This is a genomic window from Saccharopolyspora sp. NPDC045839, from assembly GCF_056431645.1.
Genome location: NZ_JBWKKH010000008.1, coordinates 76,672 through 96,309 on the forward strand (window position 1 = coordinate 76,672; position 19,638 = coordinate 96,309).

Below are 19,638 nucleotides of genomic sequence, written 5' to 3' on the forward strand. Positions count from 1 at the left end.
TCGGAAACGGAGCACGAAATGATCGTGGTGACCGGAGCGACCGGGAACGTCGGGCGACCGCTGGTGCAATCCCTCGTCGCGGCGGGCGAAGAAGTGACGGCGGTGTCCCGGCGGATCTCCGCCCAGGACGTGCCGGCGGGCGTGCGGCACCTGCAGGCCGACCTGGCGGACCCTGCGAAATTCAAAGCCGCCGTCGATGGGGCCACTGCCCTTTTCCTGCTGACCTCGGGCGATTTCGCCGGAGCCGGCGGCAGCCTCGACACCGTCCTGGAAGTCGCGCGGGCCGGCGGCGTTCGGCGGGTCGTCCTGCTGTCCTCGCAGGGCGTCAGCACCGGGCACCACCCGCCGGTGTTCGAGGACGCGGTCGAGCGGTCGGGCCTGGAATGGACCTTGCTGCGGCCGGGGAACTTCGCCTCCAACGCCTTCCAGTGGGCCGAAACGGTCCGCGCGCGGCGAGCGATCGCCGCGCCGTTCGGCGATGTCGGACTGCCCGCCGTCCACCCGGCCGACATCGCCGAGGTCGCCGCCATCGCACTGCGCGACGCCCGCCACGCCGGCCACTCATACGCCCTGACCGGGCCCGCGCCGATCACTCCCCGGCAGCAGGCCGCGGCGATCGGCGAGGCGTTGGGCGAGCAGGTGCGGTTCGTCGAGCAGACCCGGGCGGAAGCCAAAGCCCGGATGATCCGCTCCATGCCCGAACCGGTCGTCGACAGCACCCTCGACATCCTGGGCACGCCCGGCGCCCTGCAGCAGGTCAGCCCCGACGTCGAACGGCTCCTCGCCCGACCTGCCCGCACCTTCGCCGAGTGGGCGGCGAACAACATCGCGGCCTTCGAGTGACCGCGACCAACACGATCTGAACCGCCACGGAGACAACACCTTGCCTGTCGCACGCGTTCTCGACTCGACCATGTTCTACCGGGAGACCGGCACCGGCGTGCCGATCGTCTTCCTGCACGGCAACCCCACCTCGTCATACCTGTGGCGGCGAATCCTGCCGGCCGTGGGCGATCCCGGCCGGCGGCTGGCGCCGGACCTGATCGGCATGGGCGACTCGGGCAAGCCCGGCATCGACTACACCTTCGACGACCACGCCCGCTACCTGGACGCGTGGTTCGATGCGCTGGACCTCGACGCCGTCGTCCTAATCGGACACGATTGGGGCGGCGCGCTGGCATTCGACTGGGCCGCGCGCCATCCCGGCCGGGTCCGGGGCGTCGTGTTCACCGAGACGATCGTGAAACCGATGTCCTGGCAGGAGTTCCCGGCGGCGGGCCGTGAGCTCTTCCGCTCGTTCAAGACCCCGGGCGCCGGCGAGGAGATGGTTCTGGATGGCGACCTCTTCGACGGACTGCAGGGCACCGTCGCCACCCGGCTCGACGCCGAGACCCTCGATGCCTACCGCAAGCCCTACGCCACCCGCGACAGCCGCCTGCCGCTGCTGCGCTGGACGCGCGCGATGCCGCTGGGCGGGGAGCCGGCCGACGTCACCGCCAGGGTCCGCGACTACGACGAGTGGCTGGCGACCAGCACCGACGTGCCCAAGTTGATGCTCACCTTCGAACCCGGACCGGGAACGATGATGACCCCGCAGCTCATCGACTGGTGCGCGGCGAACATCGCCAACCTCGACATCGCCCACCGCGAACTCGTCGCCGGTCACCACACCCCGGAAGACCACCCCGAAGCGATCGCCACCGCAGTCGCGTCCTGGCTGGACGAACACGACCTGCGGACGGCATAGCAGGCGCCCCGGTGACGGCACTCCGATCGCCGGCACCGGGGGCCCGCGCGCTACTTCTTGCCCTTGGCCTTGTCGTCCTTGGCCTCGTCGGTGGACAGCGCCGCCACGAAGGCTTCCTGCGGGACCTCGACGCGGCCGATGGTCTTCATCCGCTTCTTGCCTTCCTTCTGCTTCTCCAGCAGCTTGCGCTTCCGGCTGATGTCACCGCCGTAGCACTTGGCGAGCACGTCCTTGCGGATCGCGCGGATCGTCTCGCGGGCGATGATCCGCGACCCGATCGCCGCCTGGATCGGCACCTCGAACTGCTGCCGCGGGATCAGCTCGCGCAGCTTCGATGCCATCTTCGTGCCGTAGGCGTAGGCGGCGTCGCGGTGCACGATCGCGCTGAACGCGTCCACCGGCTCGCCCTGCAGCAGGATGTCGACCTTCACCAGGTTCGACGCCTGCATGCCCGACTCCTCGTAGTCCATCGAGGCATAACCGCGGGTCCGCGACTTCAGCTGGTCGAAGAAGTCGAACACGATCTCCGCGAGCGGCAGCGAGTAGCGCAGCTCGACCCGGCTCTCCGACAGGTAGTCCATCCCGGACAGCTGCCCGCGCCGGCTCTGGCACAGCTCCATGATCGTGCCCACGAACTCCGACGGCGCGATGATCGTGCACTTGGCGACCGGCTCCATGACGTCCTTGATCTTGCCCTCGGGCCAGTCGGACGGGTTGGTCACCACCAGTTCCGCCCCGTCCTCCATCTCCACGTGGTAGACCACGTTCGGGGCCGTGGAGATCAGGTTCAGGTTGAACTCGCGCTCCAGCCGGTCCCGGGTGATCTCCAGGTGCAGCAGACCGAGGAAACCGCAGCGGAACCCGAAGCCCAGCGCCCCGGAGGTCTCCGGCTCGTAGGTCAGGGCGGCGTCGTTGAGCTGCAGCTTGTCCAGCGCCTCGCGCAGCAGCGGGTAGTCCGTGCCGTCCACCGGGTAGAGCCCCGAGTACACCATCGGCTTCGGCTCGCGGTAGCCGCTGAGCGGCTTCTCCGCGCCCTTGCGCTCGGCGGTGATCGTGTCACCGACCTTGGACTGGCGGACGTCCTTCACCCCGGTGATCAGGTAGCCGACCTCGCCGACGCCGAGGCCTCTCGACGGCTTCGGCTCCGGCGAGATGATGCCGACTTCCAGCAGCTCGTGGGTCGCGCCGGTGGACATCATCCGGATCCGCTGCCGCGGGGTGATCTTGCCGTCGACCACCCGGATGTAGGTCACCACGCCGCGGTAGGTGTCGTAGACCGAGTCGAAGATCATCGCGCGCGGCGGCGCGTCGGAGACGCCCTGGGGCGCCGGGATCTGCCGCACCACCTCGTCGAGCACCGACCCGACGCCCTCACCGGTCTTGGCCGACACCCGCAGCACGTCCTCCGGCTCGCAGCCGATGATGTGCGCCAGCTCGGCGGCGTACTTGTCGGGCTCGGCGGCCGGCAGGTCGATCTTGTTGAGCACGGGGATGATCTGCAGGTCGTGCTCCATCGCGAGGTACAGGTTCGCCAGCGTCTGCGCCTCGATGCCCTGCGCGGCGTCGACCAGCAGCACCGCGCCCTCGCAGGCCGCCAGCGACCGACTGACCTCGTAGGTGAAGTCGACGTGACCGGGGGTGTCGATCATGTGCAGCACGTGGTCGACGCCGTCGGAGGTCCACGGCAGGCGCACGTTCTGCGCCTTGATCGTGATGCCGCGCTCCCGCTCGATGTCCATCCGGTCGAGGTACTGCGCCCGGTACGCGCGCTCCTCCAGCACACCGGTCAGCTGCAGCATGCGGTCGGCCAGCGTCGACTTGCCGTGGTCGATGTGCGCAATGATGCAGAAGTTCCGGATTCGCTCCGGGGGCGTGAACGTGGTGTCGGCGAAACTGCTCACTCAGTGTTCCTCGCGGATGTCGACTGGTGCGGGGTTCACCCCATCGTCCCATGACACGCCTGGTACTCGGCGTCCAACTCCGGGTCATCCCCGATGCGAGCACCGGCTTCGGGCTGCTGAGCTGGTCCTATGGGTCATTTCGCCGGTTTCGCCCTGGATCGTGCGTTCGGTCACCCGCGCGGTCTGCTGGGCGCCGCGGGCGGCGCGCTGATGGCGCGCGGCAACGCCGCGGCCGAGCACCAGGTGGTGCGGTTGGCCAAGCTGACCGGCGCGGAAGATGTCCTGGTGATCGGGCCCGGACCCGGCGTGGGACTGCGGGCGGCAGGCGAGCGGGCGGCGCGGGTGGTCGCGGTCGAGCCGTCGGCACCCATGCGGCAGGCATCCTGCCGCCGGTGCGCGGAGCTGCCCAACGTCGCCGTCGAGGACGGCACCGCCGAAGCGACCGGGCAGCCGGACGCCGCGTTCGACGTGGTGCTGAGCGTGAACAACGTCCAGCTGTGGCCGGATCGCGCCGCAGCGCTCGCCGAGCTGCACCGCGTGCTCCGGCCCGGCGGCGTCCTGCTGCTGTCGACCCACGAGCGCTGGCTGCCCGGCGGCCGGGCCGGTCTCCACTCCGACGTCCAGGCGGCGGGCTTCGCCGACGTTCAGACCTGGGCCTGGCAACCGGACCGCGGCACCACCCAGGCCCAAACCCGGGCCATCCGGCCGGAATAGGGGCGCCGACGGGTGCCGGCGATCACTCCGGGGCAGGGTCGCGGACGTCGGTCCGGATCGGGTGGTCGGCCGGGATTTCGACCAGCACGATGCGCATCCCGTCCGGATCGGCCACCCAGCCCTCGTCGAGGCCCCACGGCTGCCGCGCCGGCTCCGCCAGGACCGTCACGCCACGGCCCCGGAGCCGCTCGAACTCCGCCCGCACGTCCCGCACCTGCAACCAGAGCACCTGATCCGGGCTCGGCCCCGGCCCGCCCGCGCCGGAGATCTCCAGAAAACCCTGTCCCAGGAAGAAAACCGTGCCACCGGGGAACTCCCGCGAGACGGCCAGCCCGAGCACATCACGGTAGAACCGCAACGACCGCTGCCAATCCCGCGGCCGGAGGATCAATCGACTGTTCAAGACCTCCATGCCCTGTTTCTACCCGTGCGGACCGGCGGCCGCCGAGCAACCGAGGTCATCACCGGCTTCGCGGCGTCAGGCGATGCCGAGGAGCACCACCCCGGCCAGGACCACCACGGCACCCGTCATCCGGCGGGTCGGCCGGGCTTCGCCCAGCAGCCGCCAGGCCAGCAGGCCCGCCAGGACGATGCTCAGCTCCCGGGCCGGGGCCACCAGGCTCACCGGGGCGAGCTGCATCGCGAACAGGACGAGGATGTACGCCAGCGGCGACAGCAACGCCACCGCCAGGATCTCGCGGCGGTGCTCCCGCCACGTGCGTGCGATCCGGGTTCGCCGGGTCGCCGCGTACGGGCTGAGCATCACCGAGCGGGCGAGGTTGCTCGTCCAGTCGAACACCAGAGGAGACAGCGCCAGGCCCGTCACCGCGTGCGCGTCCCACACCGTGTAGATCGCGATCAGCGAGCCGGTCAGCAGGCCGAAACCCACGCCCGCCAGGCTCGCGCCGGAACGCGGCACCCCGTCGGACAGGCCGATCACGAAAACCCCGGCGACCACCAGCAGCCCGCCGAGCACCCCGAGCCAGCCCGGGCGCTCCCCCAGCACCAACACCGCGATGATCATCGCCAGCATCGGGCCCGTGCCGCGGGCCAGCGGGTACACCACCGACATGTCGCCGACCGCGTAGCCGCGCTGCAGCAGCAGGAAGTACGCCAGGTGCACGACCGCGCTGACCAGCACGCCCAGCAGCCAGTCGCCCAGCACGGGCATCCCGGTCCAGAACAGCGATGCCGCCGCCACCGGCAGGTACAGCACGGCGCTGCACGTCGCGGTCAGCCACACGAACCCGGCACCGGCCGACCCGGCGCGCTTGGCGAAGAAGTTCCACCCCGCGTGCGCGAACGCGGCGGTGACGACGAGAAGAACGGCGGCCAGGCCCATGGGAACCCTCTCCGTGCCACGCGGGCGCGCGGCATCCGGGTTCCTCCAGGCTTTTGTCCCGTCAGATGTGCGACCGCACTCCTTCCGCGGTCGCCGGTGCCGCTCGGACCGGTCCCCCGCGCTCCTAGTTGTGGTGACCTGCAGCGGAGCGGGAGCGGAACCCTAGGCACAACCAGGCGTTGATGTTACTCCGTCCGGTTCCCGCGTCTACACGCCCGCGGCGAGCTTCCAGCCGAGGCTGATGACGAGCCCGACGACCACCGTCAGGAAAACCCGTCGCACGAAACCGGATCCGCGCTTCGCGGCGACCATCGCGCCGAGGATGCTGCCCGCCATGTTGCTCGCGGCCATCACCAGTGCCAAGCCCCACAGCACCTTGCCCGCCGGGATGAAGAACGCGAGCGCGCCGATGTTCGTGGCGACGTTGACGACCTTCGCCGTCGCCGATGCCGTGACGAACGCGAAACCGACCAGGCCGACGAGCAGGAACACCAGGAACGAGCCGGTGCCGGGCCCCGCGATGCCGTCCCAGAAGCCGATCAGGGCGCCGCCGGCGAGCATCACGAGCAGCTGCGCGCGCCGCTCGAAGCGCGGCGCATCGGACGAACCCAGCTCGGGCTTGCGCCAGGTGTAGATGCCGACGACGGCCAACGCGACCAGCACGATGACGTTGAGGACCTGCGACGGAAGCGCATCGGCCAGGACGGCTCCGCCCAGCGACCCGAGCAGGGCGACGATCGCCATCGACAGCGCGGCCTGCCAGTCGATCGGCGTCCGCTTCGCGTACGTCCGGGCGGCGGCCGCGGTCCCGGCGATCGCCGCCACCTTGTTGGTCGCCAGCGAGTAGATCACCTCGCCGCCGGGCAGGAGCAGCAGCATCGCGGGCAGCTGGATCAGGCCGCCACCGCCCACGATGGCGTCGACCGCCCCGGCCAGGAACGCGGCACAGCAGAGGAACAACAGCCCGGCCAGGGAAAGTTCCGCGAATCCGGGCCAGTTCAACGCATCGAGCACGAAGAGTGACCCTATGGTCCGCAGGCGCGGGATCCGAGCCGATGTGACCGCCGTCGCGCGGTCCCGCCCGCCACCATCGGCGCAGGTGGCCGCTGTTAACATGGACGACCGTGCCGTGCGGCATTCCGCCGTGGAGGAAATCTGCCCTGGGGCAGCGCCGACGACAGCGCGGCACGATCGATTCAACAGACTGAGAAGAGGCGCCACAGTGGCCAACATCAAGTCCCAGATGAAGCGGATCAAGACCAACGAGCTGGCCCGGCAGCGGAACAAGGCCGTGAAGTCCGCGGTCAAGACCGCCATCCGCAAGTTCCGCGAGGCCGCTGACGCCGGCGAGAAGGACAAGGCCATCGAGCTGCAGCAGGCCGCCAGCCGCGCGCTGGACAAGGCCGCCAGCAAGGGCGTCATCCACAAGAACCAGGCCGCGAACAAGAAGTCCGCGCTGGCGCAGCGCGCCAACCAGCTCTGAGCTGAGGCCGAGCTTCCGGCCCCCTTCCCGCCACGGGCAGGGGGCCGTTTGCATTCACGGGAAAGCGCGGGTCACGAACGCTGGTTGCGGAGCTCCACGAGCCGGAGGACGGTCCGCTCCAGGGCGTAGGTGGCGTCGGCGGCCATGCCCTTGACCCCGGCGTTGACCTCCGCGACCGCCTGCAGCGCCTGCGCGAGGCTCGAAGCGTTCCAGCCGCGGGACTGCGCCAGCGCCTTCTTCACCTTCCACGCGGGCATGCCGAGCTCACCCGCCAGCCGGAACGGATCGTTCCGGCCACCCGCGGCGGCGACCCGGCCGATGGTGCGCACCGAATCAGCGAGGGCATCGGCGATCAGCACGTGCGGAACGCCGAGCTGCACGGCCCACCGCAAGGCCTCCAGCGCCGCAGCCCGATCACCGGTCACCGCCTTCTCCGCGACCGCGAACCCGGTCACCTCCGCACGCCCGCGGTGGTAGCGGCGCACCGCCGTCTCGTCGACCTTGCCGCCGGTGTCGGCGACCAGCTGCGTCGCCGCGGCCGACAGCTCGCGCAGGTCCGAACCGACCGATTCGATCAGGGCGGCCACACCGGCCGCATCGGTCTTCCCGCCGGCCCGGCGCACCTCGTCGCGGACGAACGCCTCCCGCTCGGCAGGTTTGGTGATCTTGTTGCACTCGGTGACGCGCGCGCCGAGTTTGCGCAGCGCATTGGGCAGTTCCTTGCCGTACTTCGACCGGCCGCCGCCGGTGTGCACGATGACGAGCGTGACCCCGTCCGCCGGCTGCCGGGCGTACGTCAGCAGCGCTTCGGCGATCTCCTTGCCCGCGTCTTGCGCGGACTCCACGGCCAGCACCCGGCCCTCGGCGAACAACGACGGACTGAGCAGCTCCGCCAACTCCGGAGGAGTGAGTTCGCTCACCTTCACGCGGCGCAGCTCGGCCTCCGGATCCACGGCGCGGGCGGCTCCGACGGCCGCCCACAGCGCGCGTTCCACCAGCAGTTCTTCGTCGCCGATAACCAGATGCAGCGGATCGGGGACCACGGCCGGTGCACTCATGCACGCATCGTCGCACGCACCCGCGACGGTCCCGCCATCTGGATCGTGCTGGCCAGAACCCGGCGCGGTCCACTAGCGTTGCCGGCACAACCGAATAGCTCATCCAGAGGGGCAGAGGGAACGGCCCGATGAAGCCCCGGCAACCGTTCGTCAGCGAATCGTGATTTTCACCCGCGAGGTCTCTGACGAAAGCGGTGCCAATTCCGACCCGTCCGCGGGACAGATGAGGAGAGGACCTCGCGATGACCGCTGCTGCCCATGCCCAGAATTCGGCGAAGAAGACCTACGACCTGGGCAATGCCGTCGAACTGGTGTCCAAGGAAGAGGGCCACCGGCAGCCGCTGGCCCCGGAATTCGTCTCCTTGGAAGACTTCTCCCCGCTCGAGGTCGCGTACGACTTCGGCCGGATCCGCCGCGAGGACATCGAGGCCGGCCCGCGTTCCATCTGGCGCTACAAGCAGCTGCTCCCGGTGCCCTCCAACGTCGAGGAGCACCCGAACACCGACCCGGGCTGTACCCGGCTGATCCGGGCCGACAACCTCGCGAAGGCGTTGGGCGTCAAGCGGATCTGGATCAAGGACGACACCGGCAACCCCACCCACTCCTTCAAGGACCGCGTCGTCGCGGTGGCGCTGGCCGCCGCCCGCGAATTCGGCTTCAAGGTGCTGGCCTGCCCCTCCACCGGCAACCTCGCCAACGCGGTGGCCGCAGCCGCGGCCCGCGCCGGCTGGGACTCGGTGGTGCTGGTGCCCAAGACCCTGGAGCGCGCCAAGATCCTGATGAGCGCGGTCTACGACGGTTCGCTGCTGGCCGTCGACGGCAACTACGACGACGTGAACCGGCTGGCCACCGAGCTCGCCGCCGAGCACGAGGACTGGGCGTTCGTCAACGTCAACGTCCGGCCCTACTACTCCGAAGGCTCGAAGACGCTGGCCTTCGAGGTCGCCGAGCAGCTCGGCTGGCGCATCCCCGAGCAGATCGTGGTGCCGATCGCCTCCGGCTCGCAGCTGACCAAGGTCTACAAGGGATTCAACGAGCTCGGCCAGGTCGGCCTGGTGGAGCCGAGCCCGGTGCGGATCTTCGGCGCGCAGGCCACCGGCTGTTCCCCGGTGTCGACGGCGTACAAGAGCGGCCACGACGTGGTCCAGCCGGTGCGGCCGGACACCATCGCCCGGTCGCTGGCCATCGGCGCTCCCGCCGACGGCCCCTACGTGCTCGACATCGTGCGCAAGACCGGCGGCGCCATCGAGGACGTCACCGACGACGAGGTCCGCGACGGCATCCGGCTGCTGGCGCGCACCGAGGGCATCTTCGCCGAGACGGCCGGTGGGGTCACCGTGGCCACGGCGAAGAAGCTCATCGAGGCGGGCAAGATCGACCCGGATGCCGAGACCGTGCTGCTGATCACCGGTGACGGCCTGAAGACCCTGGACGCGGTGCAGGACCAGATCGGCCCGAAGGCCACCGTCGCGCCGACCACCGAGGCGGTCAACCAGGCGCTCGGCCTCTGAGCCGACCCGGCGACCTGATTCGAGGGCGCGGCGTCACCGCACGGCGGTGGCGCCGCGCTTTCGTCCACAAGGGACTAACACGGGTATTCGGGTCGCCTCGTCCTACGACTCGCCTGCGCGCAGCGGGTCGCCCCTGGCCACGTAGCGGGGACCCTGCGGGCCGGGCAGGATCGCGATATCTCCTTCCTGATCGGTGCGCAGCACTTTCGTGCCCGCACGGGTGAGGTTGTCGACGATGAACGGGCTGGGGTGCCCGTAGGTGTTGCCGGCGCCGACGCTGATCACGGCCAGCCTCGGGCGCACCGCTTGCAGGAAACGCGGTGCGGTGTAACGGGATCCGTGGTGCGGGACCTTGAGCACATCGGCCCGGAGATCCGCACCGGAGGACACCAGCCGCCCCTGCCCGGGCAGCTCGACGTCGCCGGTGAGCAGGACCCGACCGGCCGGGGTGGTCGCCAGCAGCACGATCGACGCGTCGTTGGCGTCGTCGGCCGACTGCGTGCGGGCCAGCACCGGGTCCGGGCCGAGCACGTCCAGGACCAGCCCCGGCCAGGCCGCGCGCTGCCCGGACAACAGCGGCACGACCGGAACCCGGTGCACGCGGGCATCCCTCGCGACGTCGTCCATCGCCCACGCCGGCTGCCGCAGCGGGCCGATCGCGACCGCATCGACGGGGATCTTCCCCATCAGCGCGGCCAGCCCGCTCACGTGATCGGCGTGCAGGTGGGTGAGCACCGCCAGCGGGATCCGGCGAATCCCGAGCCGCCGCAGGCATTCCGCGGCCCGTTGCGGATCCGGCCCGGTGTCGACCACCACCGCCTCGTCCGGGCGGCCGGTGGCCAGCACCAGCCCGTCACCCTGGCCGACGTCGCAGGCGACCACGCTCCAGCCCGGCACCGGCCAGCCCGGCAGCACGGTGCGCACCGGCACCACGACCAGCACCACGAGCAGCAGCCCCACCGCGACCACCAGGCGAATCCGCTTGCCGCGCAAAGCGATCAGCCCGACCGCCGCGATCACCGCGAGCGCGATCCCGCCGACGGTGCCCGATGGCCAGTCGAACGCCGCGCCGGGAACCGCCGCGGCCCGCTCGGCGACCAGGATGATCCACTCCAGCTCCGGCGCCGCCAGCCGGCCGAACACGCCGGCCGACCAGGCCGATACCGGCGCCACCACGGTGGCCAGGACCCCGAACACCGTCGCCGGTGCGACGACGGGCCCGGCCAGCATGTTCGCCGGCACCGCCACCAGGCTGACCTCACCGGAGAGCGCCGCGATCAGCGGAGCCGTGACGACGTGCGCCGCCAGCGGCACGGCGATCGCTTCCGCCAACCCGATCGGCACTCCCCTCGCCCGCAGCGCCGATGACCACACCGGTGCCAGCACCACCAGCCCGGCGGTGGCCGCGACCGACAGCGCGAATCCCGCGCTGGTCGCCAGGTCTGGCAGGAGCAGCAGCAAGCCGATCACGCTCGCGGACAGCGCCGGCAACGCCGACCGCTGTCTGCCCAGCACCAATGCGAGCAACGTGATCGCGCCCATCACCGCCGCGCGCAACACGCTCGGTTCCGGTCCGGCCAGGACGACGAACCCGACGAGCGCCGCGCCCGCACCCACGGCCGACATGACCGGCCCCGCTCCGACCAGGTGCAGCAGTACCAGCACCGCGCCGCACACGATCGCGAGGTTGGCGCCCGAAACCGCCGTCAGGTGGGACAGCCCGGCGGTCTCGAAGTTCTGCTCCACCTCCGGCGGCAGCCGCCCGGTGTCGCCGACCACCAGGCCCGGCAGCAGCCCCGCGGCGGCCGGGCCGAGCACGTCGGCCGAGACCCGCCGCAGGCCTTCCCGCAGGTCCTCCGCGACGCGCTGCCAGCCCGGCGCGGCCGCGACGTCGGCCGGTGGGCCGAACACCTGGAAAGCCGCGACCGTGAGCTCGCCGGCACGCGGCGGGGAGACCTTGCCGGTCGCCGTTACCTGTTGCCCGGCAATGAGGTTCCGCCACTGCTCGGTCGGGACCAGCAGCACCACCGCGCCACCTGCCCGCACCCGGTGCCCGGCCAGCTCGCCTGCCTGCAACTCGGCGCGGACCAGCGATCTGTCCGCCGCTCGCCGGGCTCCGAAGGACGCACCGCGCAACGGAGTCGGCGCGCTCGTCAACGTGACTCGCAGCGTCGCCCGTTCGCCGTGCCCGGCGGCCAGCCGCACCGGATGGTGCTCGACCGCGTGGACGCGAACCGCGATCCCGGTGGCGGCAACGCCCGCCAGCAGCAGGACCACGAGGGCACCCCTGGCGACCGGCCGGGCGCGTACCGCCTTCCACACCAGCGGCGCGGCCAGCAGGGCGAGCAGCGCCACGACCGCGGCCGGAACCCAGCCCGCCAGCAATCCGGTCAACGTCACGGCCCAGACCGCGAGCGCGGCCGGGACCAGGCGCAGGTCGAGTCTCGCGATCACACCCGCACCACCTCCCGCAGCCGGTCGAACCGGGTTTCGCCGATGCCGCCGACCTCCTTCAGCTGCTCCACCGAGTCGAAGCGGCCGTGTTCGGCCCGCCACTGCACGATCCGCTTGGCGGTGACCTCGCCGATGCCTGGTAGTTCATCGAGTTCGTCCTCCGTCGCGATGTTCAGGTCGACCTTTCCGTCGCCGCCGGGTTGTCCGGGCTGCGGCGCCCCTGGCACGGCGACGTAGAGCTGCTCGCCGTCGGTCAGCCGGCGGGCCAGGTTGAGACCGGTCAGATCCGTGTCCGGCAGCGGGCCACCGGCCGACGCGACGGCGTCGGCCACCCGGGCGCCCGGCGGCACGGTGACCAGGCCCGGGCGAGTCACCCGGCCGACGACGCTGACGACGAGCTCCGGCGGCGCCGCCGTCGTGACCGGGGCCGGCGGCGGCACGATCGGCGGCGGCGCTGGTTCCGCCGTGGGCTGACCGGACCACGTCGCGGCCACGATGCAGACCAGCACCACCAAGGACACCAGGGCGAGCGCGAGCACGCCGATTCGGCCGGGGTCCACTCTGGACCTCAGCAGGGGCTCGGGTAGCCATCTCTCGGCCAGCCGCCGCCAAGGCGAGCCGGATCCGGTATCCGGTGGCGGCGCCGAGTAGTTCGGACCGGCGCGCTCCGCCGGATCATCACGGGACGCATGCCGCTGCAGGGTCTGCAGCCTGCTTCGCGGATCTAGTTCTTCGAATTCGTCTGCACTGGAACGAAAACTCCGGATGTCAAACATGAGGTCGACGGTAGAGCAGACGAAAGTCGTTCCGCAGCTTTATTTTTCGCAGCACAGACCACTGTGGATCAACTAGGTGCTGGATTCAGCTCGAAGGTGTGGAATCCGCCAGCCGAAAGGTTTTCAGGCGTCCGAACGCCACCCGTTCGGGAGCACCACGACACCCACCGCGCCCGGCCCGATGTGCGCGCCGATCACCGCGCCCACCTCCGAAACGACGCAATCCACCGAATCACCGAGCTCGGCGCGGATCTGACCGGCGAGCCACTCGGCGCGCTCCGGCGCGGCCAGGTGGTGCACCGCGATCGCGGCCCGAGAACCCGCCGCGCGCAACGAAATCTCCAGCAACCGGGCCATCGCCCGGGTGGTCGTGCGCACCTTCTCCAACGCGTCGATGCGACCGTCGTGCACGTGCAACAGCGGTTTTATGGCCAAAGCGGTGCCCAACACCGCCGCAGCAGTCCCGATCCGCCCACCACGCCGCAGGTATTCCAAGGTCTGCACGGAGAACAACGTCGTCGTTCGCTCGGCGGTCGAAGCCGCGACGCGCTCGACCTCGGTCAGCACAGCACCCGACTTCGCCGCCTCGGCGGCCGCGAGCACCGAAAATCCCAGTCCCATGGCGGTGGACCGGGAATCGACGACCCGGACCCGCTCGGGATCGACCTCGCGCGCGGCCAGCCGCGCCGCGTCCCAGGTGCCCGACAGCTGCCGCGACAGGTGCACCGCCACCACGCCGTCGGCACCGCCGTCCAACGCGTCCTGATATGCCTGCGCCAGTTCCTGCGGCGTCGCACCGGCAGTGGTGACCCGGTGCTTGCGGTCGAAAGCGCGCGCGAGGTCGCCGGGACCGAAATCCGACTCGTCGACCGCGGCGGCCCCATCCACGCTGACGTGCAACGGAACGGTCCGCACCGCGTACTGCGCGGCGTATCCCGCCGGCAGGTACGCCGTCGAGTCGGTGACGACTGCAATGGGCACGCCGCAACCCTACGACGTCACGGGCAGAACGCGATCAGCCCTCGACCCCGGCGTTGAAGGCGACCAGCCGCCAGCGGCCGTCAGCGCCGCCGCGCCGCTTCAGCACGACCCAGTGGCAGTTGCCGATACCGCCCAGGCCCGGCCACAGGTCCAGCGGCAGGCCGACCAGCCTGGCGGTCAGCGCGGTGATCAGCCCGCCGTGCGCGCACAGCAACGCGGAGCCGCGCGGCCGGCCGTCGAGCTCCTCGACGACCTCCAGCGCGCGCTCGGCCACCTCGACGCGGGACTCGCCGCCCGGCGGCGCCCACGTCGGGTCAGCCCGCCAGGTGCTCAAAGCCCCGGGCCAGCCCTGCTCGACCTCCGCGACGCTGAGCCCCTGCCACTCCCCGAGGTGCGTCTCGCGCAGCCGCTTGTCCAGCCGCACCGAAGCCCCGCTGACCTCGGCGAACGCGGCCGCCGTCGTGCGGGCCCGGTTCAGGTCGGAGCTGAGCGCGGTGTCCGGGGCGAACCGGGCGATGGCCGGCGCCGCGCGCCGGGCCTGCTCCTGGCCGGTCTCGGTCAGCGAGCTGTCGAGATGCCCCTGCATGCGGCCCGAGGCGTTGTAGTCGGTCTCCCCGTGCCGCCAGAGCACCAGCTGGTCGAGGCTCACGCTTCGGCGTCCGGCGAGTCCGCCTCGGCGGGCGCGTTCTGGTCCTCGAACTCGATCCGCGGGCAGTCCTTCCACAGCCGTTCCAGCTGGTAGAAGGCGCGCTCGTCGGAGTGCTGGACGTGCACCACGACGTCGACGAAGTCCAGCAGGACCCACCGGCCCTCGCGCGCGCCTTCGCGGCGCACCGGCTTGGACCCGGCGGCGCGCAGCTTCTCCTCGACCGCGTCGACGATCGCTTCGACGTGCCGCTCGTTGGGCGCGGATGCGATCAGGAAGCAGTCGGTGATGACCAGCTGCTCGGAGACATCGAGCAGGACCACGTCGGTGGCCTTCTTGTCCGCCGCGGCCTGCGCCGCGATCAGAGCCAGCCGTCGGGCGTTCTCGGTGGCTGCCACGTCACTCCTCTCGGGTGGGTCAGGTGTGCGACCCACGCCGGGTAGAGGATAGCCAGCCCGCCCCACACCAGGCCGAACCCGCCTCCACGGCCACCGGGCCGCGACGTCCGTCACGCCCGAAGCGCGCCCCTTCCGGGAACACCAGGAGTCCCACCTGGTCAAACAGGCACGGGAACCGGACCTCACCGCCGGTCAGGACGGCGACGCCGGCCCCCACTCGGTTCCGGAGTCGTCCCGGTACAGGCCTCGCTTGGTGATGTACTGCACGATTCCGTCCGGGACCAGGTACCAGACCGGCAGGCCCGCCCGGACCCGGTCCCGGCAGCCGGTCGACGAGATCGCCATCGCCGGGATCTCCACCAGCGACACCGCCCCCGCGGGCAGGTGGGCGCCGTTGAGCGAGTAGCCGGGCCGGGTCACGCCGATGAAGTGCGCCAGGTCGAAGAGTTCTTCTACCCGGTGCCAGGACAGGATCTGCTCCAGCGCGTCCGCACCGGTGATGAAGTACAGCTCCGCATCCGGGAACTGCTGGTGCAGATCCGTGAGGGTGTCCGCGGTGTAGGTCGGGCCGCTGCGGTCGATGTCGACGCGGCTGACCAGGAATCGCGGGTTGGACGCGGTGGCGATCACCGTCATCAGGTAGCGGTCCTCGGCGGGGCTGACCACCTCATGGCTCTTCTGCCAAGGCTGGCCGGTGGGCACGAAGACGACCAGCTCCAGGCCGAACTGGGCCTGCACCTCGCTGGCCGCGACCAGGTGTCCGTGATGAATGGGATCGAAGGTGCCACCCATGACCCCGATCCTGCGACGAGACATAGCTGCCAAGCCTAGGAAGTCGACGTCCCGCGGTGGTCGGCGGGGCGTGCGTCATACCTCACCCCGGCTGTGGGGCCCGGCTCGCACTCCCCTGCGAACCGGGCCTCACGCCACGCCGACCGTGGAGCCCGGCCCACGCTCCCCTCTGAGCCGGGCCCCACGGCCCTGCACGACCCTCGGCGGCTGGGGGCCCACCTCGGGTCGCCGGCGCTGCCGTTTCTCAGGCGCGCACCGGTGTGACGCGCGGACCCGGGCACCCATGACGCGGACACGAACGTGTCCTACATCACTCTTCTTCCGGGGCTACCACGTCGCCGGTCTCGGCGTCCTTGACCAGGATCGCCTCCACGGGGCAGGACTCCGCCGCGTCGACCACCTGGTCGGACGGGTCCACCGCCGCGTTCCTGGCGCAGCCGTACCCGTCCACCAGCTCGAAGTGATCAGGCGCGACACCGGCGCACATGCCGGAACCGATGCAGGTGTCCGCATCGACCTCGATCGTCCAGCTCATTGCCCACCTCTTCCAGTTATGAGGGAGATCACTCGACACCTTGCCACGTCAGCACCATCCGCTGGGGCCCCCGGACGAGCATTCCGCTCTTCCACTCGACGTCTGCCGCGGACGTCGCGAACCGCAGCCCCGGCAGCCGGGTCAGCAGCGTGCGCAGCGCGACCTGCAGCTCCAGCCGCGCGAGCTGGGCGCCGAGGCAGTGGTGCGGGCCGTGCCCGAAGCCGAGGTGCGTCGCCTCCCGGCGGGTCAGGTCGAGCTGCTCGGGATCGCTGAACACCCCCTCGTCGCGGTTCGCGGCCGCCGCGCTGACCATGACCGGCTCACCGGCCCGCACCAGCACGCCGCCCAGCTCCACGTCCTCGGTGGCGAATCGCGGGAAGCCGGCGCCGACGCCGAGCGGCACGTAGCGCATCAGCTCCTCGACGGCCTGCGGCACCACGTCCAGGTCCGCGCGCAGCTCGGCGAGCTGCTCCGGGTGCGTCAGCAGCACGTAGACGAAGTTCGGGATCTGGGTCGCGGTGGTCTCGTGACCGGCCACCAGGATCCCCGCCGCCAACCGGACGAGTTCGTCCTCGGACAGCTTGTCCTGCTCGTCGCGGGCCGCGATCAACGCGCTGAGCAGGTCGTCTGCGGGTTCCTCGCGGCGTTGGGCGATCAGCCCGGCGATGTAGCCGAACATCTTGTCGATGTAGTCGGTCACCTGCTCCGGGGTGAGCTTCGTGGTGGACAGGAACGCGTCCGACCACACCCGGAAGTCCCCGCGGTCGGCGTAGGGCACGCCGAGCAGTTCGCAGATGACGGTGATCGGCAGCGGCAGCGCGAATTCCTCGACGAGGTCGGTGGGTCCGCCCCGTTCGATCATCCGGTCCACCAGGCCGTCGGCGATCTCCTGGGTCCGCGGCCGCAGCTGTTCCACGCGGCGCGCGGTGAAGGCCTTCGCCACCAGCTTCCGGAGACGGGTGTGGTCCGGCGGGTCCATGCTGAGCAGTCCGCCTTGCGGGCTGTTCGGTCGCAGCCTCGGCTCGTCGTGGTCGAGTGCGGCGGCGCGGCTGAAGCGCGGGTCGCCCAGCACGATCTTGGTGTCTTCGTATCGGGTCGCCAGCCAAGCCGTCTCGCCGTAGGGCAGCTGGACCCGGGTCAGCGGTTCCTGCTCGCGCAGGTGGGCGTAGATGGGATCCAGGTTCAGCTTGTCGGCCGCGCTGAAGGGATAGGTCCTCGGCTCCGTGGTGGTCATGCACAGCTCCCGGTGGACGTGATGTAAGCAATTGCTTACATCAACACCGTACGCGGGCCCCGGCGCAGGTGCACGCCTTGATCACTTTTCGTCCGGAAGGTCCGTTCGTTCCAGCAGAACGGAAATCCCGCGCGCCACGTGCCGCACGACCGCGTCGGGGTCGGCGTCCGCCAACGGGGACTTGCCCAGCACCGAGCGGACCATGCCGATCCCGAACAGCCACGCCAGCACCAGATCCGCGCGCAGCTCGGCGTCCGGCGCGTCCGTGAGCTCCGCCAGCCGGGCCGCGTAGCGCGCGCCCAGCTCCTCGCGCAGCACGTGCGCGGCGCGCTCGTCGCTGTAGGAGCGCAGCATCGCCGCGATCGGATGCTCAGGACCGCTGAGCTGGTCCGCTGACAAGAGGTTGCCGAGGATCCGCAGCGGCAGCTCCTCCGGCGGCTGCGCTTCGAGCAGCCGGGCGCTGTTGTGGCTGAGCACCGCAGCGAAGAGCTCCTGCTTCGAGCCGAAGTAGCGGAACAGCAGGGCCTGGTTCACCCCCGCCCGCGCCGCCACGTCGCGCACCGTGGTCGCGTTGAAGCCGCGCTCGGCGAACAGCGCCGACGCGGCCTGCAACAACGCGTCCTTGGTGGCGGCCGAGTCACGTTTGCGGCGCGGCGCCTGGGTCAAGGTCAGCTCCCCGGGCAGGAACTGGTGCTCGACGGGGCGGAGCCCGGCCGCACGTGCCCGTCGCCGAAGGCCAACCACTTCGTGGACGTCAGCTCCGGCAGGCCCATCGGCCCGCGGGCGTGCAGCTTCTGGGTGGAGATGCCGATCTCGGCACCCATCCCGAACTCGGCGCCGTCGGTGAACGCGGTGGAGGCGTTGACCATCACCGCCGCGGCGTCCACCTGGACGGTGAACTGCCGGGCCGCGCGGACGTCGCTGGTCACGATGGCCTCGGTGTGCCCGGAGCCGTGGGCGCGGATGTGCTCGACGGCGTCGGGCAGCGAGTCCACGACCGCCGCCGCGATGTCCAGCGACAGGAACTCGGTGTCCCAGTCCTCGTCGGCCGCCGCGACCACGTTGGAGCCGCCGACGGCGACCACGCGCTCGTCGCCGTGCACCGTCACGCCCGCGCCGTGCAGCTCGGCGAGCGCCCGGGGCAGGAACTCCTCGGCGATGTCCTTGTGCACCAGCACGGTTTCGGCCGCGTTGCACACGCTCGGGCGCCGGGCCTTGGAGTTGAGCAGGATCCGCAGCGCGGTGTCGATGTCCGCGGTCGCGTCGACGTACACGTGGCAGTTGCCGACACCGGTCTCGATCGCGGGCACTGTGGCGTTCTCCACGACGGCGGAGATCAGCCCGGCACCGCCGCGCGGGATCACCACGTCCACCAGTCCACGCGCGGTGATCAAGTGCTGCACGGACGCCCGGTCGTGGCACGGCAGGAGCTGCACGGCGTCGGCAGGCAGGCCGCGCTCGCGGACCACGTCGGCGAGGATCGACACCAGCACGGTGTTGGAGTGCTCCGCCGAGGACGAGCCCCTCAGCAGCACCGCGTTGCCCGCCTTCAGCGTCAGGCCTGCGGCGTCCACGGTGACGTTGGGACGACCCTCGTAGACGATCCCGACCACGCCGAGCGGCACCCGGACCTGCTGCAGCTGCAACCCGTTGGGCAGCACGCTGCCGCGCACCACCTCGCCCACCGGGTCCGGCAGGCCGGCGACCGTGCGCAGTCCGTCGGCCATCGCCTCGACGCGCTCGGTGCTCAGGCTCAGCCTGTCGATCAGGCTCTCCGGCATCCCGGACTCGCGGCCGGCGGCGACGTCCCGGTCGTTGGCGGCGAGGATCTCCGGCGTCCGCCGCACCAGCGCGTCGGCCATCGCGTGCAGCAACGCGTCCTTGTCGCCCCGAGTGGCCTGCGCCAGCTCGGCCGCCGCCCGCTTGGCGCGCTGCGCCGCATCGCGGACCTGCTCCCGCAGCTCGTCGCCGGACACCTTGCCTGTGATCGTGGACTCGGTGGTGGTCACCCGCCCAGACTAGTCCGTTCGGACATCGTCCCGGCACCGGATTTCACCCCGGACGTG

Annotated in this window: 20 protein-coding genes and 1 riboswitch; of the genes, 5 read left to right on the forward strand and 15 right to left on the reverse strand. The window is 71.0% G+C overall.

Features of this window, described 5'->3' with window-relative positions:
- Positions 1 to 18 precede the first annotated feature (18 nt).
- A complete protein-coding gene (locus AC07EQ_RS13885; RefSeq protein WP_478388333.1) occupies positions 19 to 843 on the forward strand; it encodes an NAD(P)H-binding protein in 825 nt (274 codons plus the stop codon).
- Positions 844 to 883: 40 nt separating this feature from the next.
- Entirely contained in the window at positions 884 to 1,747 is an 864-nt protein-coding gene (locus AC07EQ_RS13890) for a haloalkane dehalogenase (RefSeq protein WP_478388334.1), read from the forward strand.
- A 50-nt stretch (positions 1,748 to 1,797) separates the two neighbouring features.
- Here the strand turns inward: AC07EQ_RS13890 and lepA are convergent, their stop codons facing one another.
- Entirely contained in the window at positions 1,798 to 3,648 is a 1,851-nt protein-coding gene (gene lepA / locus AC07EQ_RS13895; protein WP_478388335.1) for a translation elongation factor 4, read from the reverse strand.
- A 129-nt stretch (positions 3,649 to 3,777) separates the two neighbouring features.
- Between lepA and AC07EQ_RS13900 the strand changes: the two genes are divergently transcribed.
- Complete coding sequence (locus AC07EQ_RS13900) at positions 3,778 to 4,362, forward strand: class I SAM-dependent methyltransferase (protein ID WP_478388336.1); 585 nt, start codon at positions 3,778 to 3,780, stop codon at positions 4,360 to 4,362.
- 22 nt (positions 4,363 to 4,384) lie between these two features.
- Here AC07EQ_RS13900 and AC07EQ_RS13905 read toward each other — a convergent pair whose 3' ends face one another.
- The 3 genes from AC07EQ_RS13905 to AC07EQ_RS13915 form a co-directional block, all read right to left on the reverse strand.
- Positions 4,385 to 4,774 (reverse strand): VOC family protein, encoded by a 390-nt coding sequence (locus AC07EQ_RS13905; protein ID WP_478388337.1) that lies wholly within the window; start codon positions 4,772 to 4,774, stop codon positions 4,385 to 4,387.
- A gap of 66 nt (positions 4,775 to 4,840) precedes the next feature.
- Positions 4,841 to 5,704 (reverse strand): EamA family transporter, encoded by an 864-nt coding sequence (locus tag AC07EQ_RS13910; RefSeq protein WP_478388338.1) that lies wholly within the window; start codon positions 5,702 to 5,704, stop codon positions 4,841 to 4,843.
- Between the two features lie 207 nt (positions 5,705 to 5,911).
- Entirely contained in the window at positions 5,912 to 6,718 is an 807-nt protein-coding gene (locus AC07EQ_RS13915; protein ID WP_478388339.1) for a TSUP family transporter, read from the reverse strand.
- 208 nt (positions 6,719 to 6,926) lie between these two features.
- On the opposite strand from AC07EQ_RS13915, the gene rpsT reads away from it, so the two are divergent.
- Positions 6,927 to 7,187 (forward strand): 30S ribosomal protein S20, encoded by a 261-nt coding sequence (gene rpsT / locus AC07EQ_RS13920; RefSeq protein WP_093271622.1) that lies wholly within the window; start codon positions 6,927 to 6,929, stop codon positions 7,185 to 7,187.
- 71 nt (positions 7,188 to 7,258) lie between these two features.
- Here rpsT and holA read toward each other — a convergent pair whose 3' ends face one another.
- Entirely contained in the window at positions 7,259 to 8,245 is a 987-nt protein-coding gene (gene holA, locus AC07EQ_RS13925) for a DNA polymerase III subunit delta (RefSeq protein ID WP_478388340.1), read from the reverse strand.
- Between the two features lie 96 nt (positions 8,246 to 8,341).
- Positions 8,342 to 8,475, forward strand: a riboswitch (SAM riboswitch).
- Between the two features lie 12 nt (positions 8,476 to 8,487).
- On the opposite strand from holA, the gene thrC reads away from it, so the two are divergent.
- Positions 8,488 to 9,756 (forward strand): threonine synthase, encoded by a 1,269-nt coding sequence (thrC, locus tag AC07EQ_RS13930; RefSeq protein WP_478388341.1) that lies wholly within the window; start codon positions 8,488 to 8,490, stop codon positions 9,754 to 9,756.
- A gap of 102 nt (positions 9,757 to 9,858) precedes the next feature.
- Here thrC and AC07EQ_RS13935 read toward each other — a convergent pair whose 3' ends face one another.
- From AC07EQ_RS13935 to AC07EQ_RS13980, 10 genes are all read right to left on the reverse strand, one after another.
- Positions 9,859 to 12,210: a ComEC/Rec2 family competence protein gene (locus tag AC07EQ_RS13935; RefSeq protein ID WP_478388342.1), complete on the reverse strand. Its 2,352-nt coding sequence runs from the start codon at positions 12,208 to 12,210 to the stop codon at positions 9,859 to 9,861.
- The gene (locus tag AC07EQ_RS13940) at positions 12,207 to 12,770 is read right to left on the reverse strand and encodes a ComEA family DNA-binding protein (RefSeq protein WP_478388343.1); all 564 of its coding nucleotides are present in this window, start codon (positions 12,768 to 12,770) and stop codon (positions 12,207 to 12,209) included. Before AC07EQ_RS13940 ends, AC07EQ_RS13935 begins: the two co-directional genes overlap by 4 nt.
- A gap of 339 nt (positions 12,771 to 13,109) precedes the next feature.
- On the reverse strand, positions 13,110 to 13,967 hold the full coding sequence (locus AC07EQ_RS13945; RefSeq protein WP_478388344.1) for a DegV family protein: 858 nt from the start codon (positions 13,965 to 13,967) through the stop codon (positions 13,110 to 13,112).
- Positions 13,968 to 14,001: 34 nt separating this feature from the next.
- Entirely contained in the window at positions 14,002 to 14,616 is a 615-nt protein-coding gene (locus AC07EQ_RS13950; RefSeq protein ID WP_478388345.1) for a histidine phosphatase family protein, read from the reverse strand.
- Positions 14,613 to 15,011, reverse strand: coding sequence for a ribosome silencing factor (gene rsfS, locus AC07EQ_RS13955; protein WP_132489133.1), 399 nt, complete (start codon positions 15,009 to 15,011; stop codon positions 14,613 to 14,615). The genes AC07EQ_RS13950 and rsfS overlap by 4 nt, the downstream gene beginning before the upstream one ends.
- Before the next feature lie 192 nt (positions 15,012 to 15,203).
- Positions 15,204 to 15,827, reverse strand: coding sequence for a nicotinate-nucleotide adenylyltransferase (gene nadD / locus AC07EQ_RS13960; RefSeq protein ID WP_132489135.1), 624 nt, complete (start codon positions 15,825 to 15,827; stop codon positions 15,204 to 15,206).
- Positions 15,828 to 16,113: 286 nt separating this feature from the next.
- A complete protein-coding gene (locus AC07EQ_RS13965; protein WP_478388346.1) occupies positions 16,114 to 16,338 on the reverse strand; it encodes a ferredoxin in 225 nt (74 codons plus the stop codon).
- A 28-nt stretch (positions 16,339 to 16,366) separates the two neighbouring features.
- Complete coding sequence (locus tag AC07EQ_RS13970) at positions 16,367 to 17,572, reverse strand: cytochrome P450 (protein ID WP_478388347.1); 1,206 nt, start codon at positions 17,570 to 17,572, stop codon at positions 16,367 to 16,369.
- 81 nt (positions 17,573 to 17,653) lie between these two features.
- Complete coding sequence (locus AC07EQ_RS13975; protein ID WP_478388348.1) at positions 17,654 to 18,238, reverse strand: TetR/AcrR family transcriptional regulator; 585 nt, start codon at positions 18,236 to 18,238, stop codon at positions 17,654 to 17,656.
- Positions 18,239 to 18,240: 2 nt separating this feature from the next.
- Positions 18,241 to 19,581, reverse strand: coding sequence for a glutamate-5-semialdehyde dehydrogenase (locus tag AC07EQ_RS13980; RefSeq protein WP_478388349.1), 1,341 nt, complete (start codon positions 19,579 to 19,581; stop codon positions 18,241 to 18,243).
- Between the last annotated feature and the right edge of the window lie 57 nt (positions 19,582 to 19,638).

What these genes read in the sequence shown, in the direction of transcription:
- AC07EQ_RS13885 (WP_478388333.1), top strand. Translation starts at nt 19, where the DNA reads ATGATCGTGGTGACCGGAGCGACCGGGAACGTCGGGCGACCGCTGGTG.
- AC07EQ_RS13900 (WP_478388336.1), top strand. Translation starts at nt 3,778, where the DNA reads ATGGGTCATTTCGCCGGTTTCGCCCTGGATCGTGCGTTCGGTCACCCG.
- AC07EQ_RS13905 (WP_478388337.1), bottom strand. Translation starts at nt 4,774, where the DNA reads ATGGAGGTCTTGAACAGTCGATTGATCCTCCGGCCGCGGGATTGGCAG.
- AC07EQ_RS13910 (WP_478388338.1), bottom strand. Translation starts at nt 5,704, where the DNA reads ATGGGCCTGGCCGCCGTTCTTCTCGTCGTCACCGCCGCGTTCGCGCAC.
- holA (WP_478388340.1), bottom strand. Translation starts at nt 8,245, where the DNA reads ATGAGTGCACCGGCCGTGGTCCCCGATCCGCTGCATCTGGTTATCGGC.
- thrC (WP_478388341.1), top strand. Translation starts at nt 8,488, where the DNA reads ATGACCGCTGCTGCCCATGCCCAGAATTCGGCGAAGAAGACCTACGAC.
- nadD (WP_132489135.1), bottom strand. Translation starts at nt 15,827, where the DNA reads ATGTCTCGTCGCAGGATCGGGGTCATGGGTGGCACCTTCGATCCCATT.
- AC07EQ_RS13965 (WP_478388346.1), bottom strand. Translation starts at nt 16,338, where the DNA reads ATGAGCTGGACGATCGAGGTCGATGCGGACACCTGCATCGGTTCCGGC.
- AC07EQ_RS13970 (WP_478388347.1), bottom strand. Translation starts at nt 17,572, where the DNA reads ATGACCACCACGGAGCCGAGGACCTATCCCTTCAGCGCGGCCGACAAG.